A 525-nucleotide genomic window follows, 5' to 3' on the forward strand; every position below is an offset into this window, starting at 1 on the left:
TACACGGACATCGCGCGCACGTCGTCGTCCGACAGGTATTGCAGACTGTCGTAGACGACCTCGGCCATCGGCCCGTACACCGCGCCGCGGTGCGACGCGCCCGCCTGCAGCAGACCCGTGATGTCGGCGATGCTCCAGTCGCCGAGCCCCGCTTCCTTGTTCGACGTGAGCGACGGCGCGTACCACGCCTGCATCGGGAACAGCCCGCCTTCGAACGCGTTCGCCTCGGAGCTGCCGCCGAGCGCGTTGATCGCCGTGTGGCACATCGAGCAGTGGCCGGTCCCTTGCACCAGATACGCGCCGCGGTTCCATTCGGCCGATTTCGTGTGGTCGGGCTGATACTCGCCTTCCTTGAAGTACAGCGTGCGCCAACCGATCAGCAATTGCCGGTTGTTGTACGGAAAGCGCATGTCGTGCGGCCGGTTCGCGAGCTTCACGGGCGGCACCGAGCGCAGATACGCGAAGATCGCGTCCGAATCCGCGCGCGTGACCTTCGTGTACGCGGCGAACGGCATCGCCGGATAC

The 525-nt window shown here is 66.1% G+C and carries 1 pseudogene; it reads right to left on the reverse strand.

The features are described 5' to 3' along the window. Nucleotides 1–525: pseudogene (locus J5M67_RS27740) on the reverse strand (cytochrome c); the annotation flags it as partial.

It is taken from the genome of Pseudomonas sp. 30_B, from assembly GCF_017491605.1.
Lineage (GTDB): Bacteria > Pseudomonadota > Gammaproteobacteria > Pseudomonadales > Pseudomonadaceae > Pseudomonas.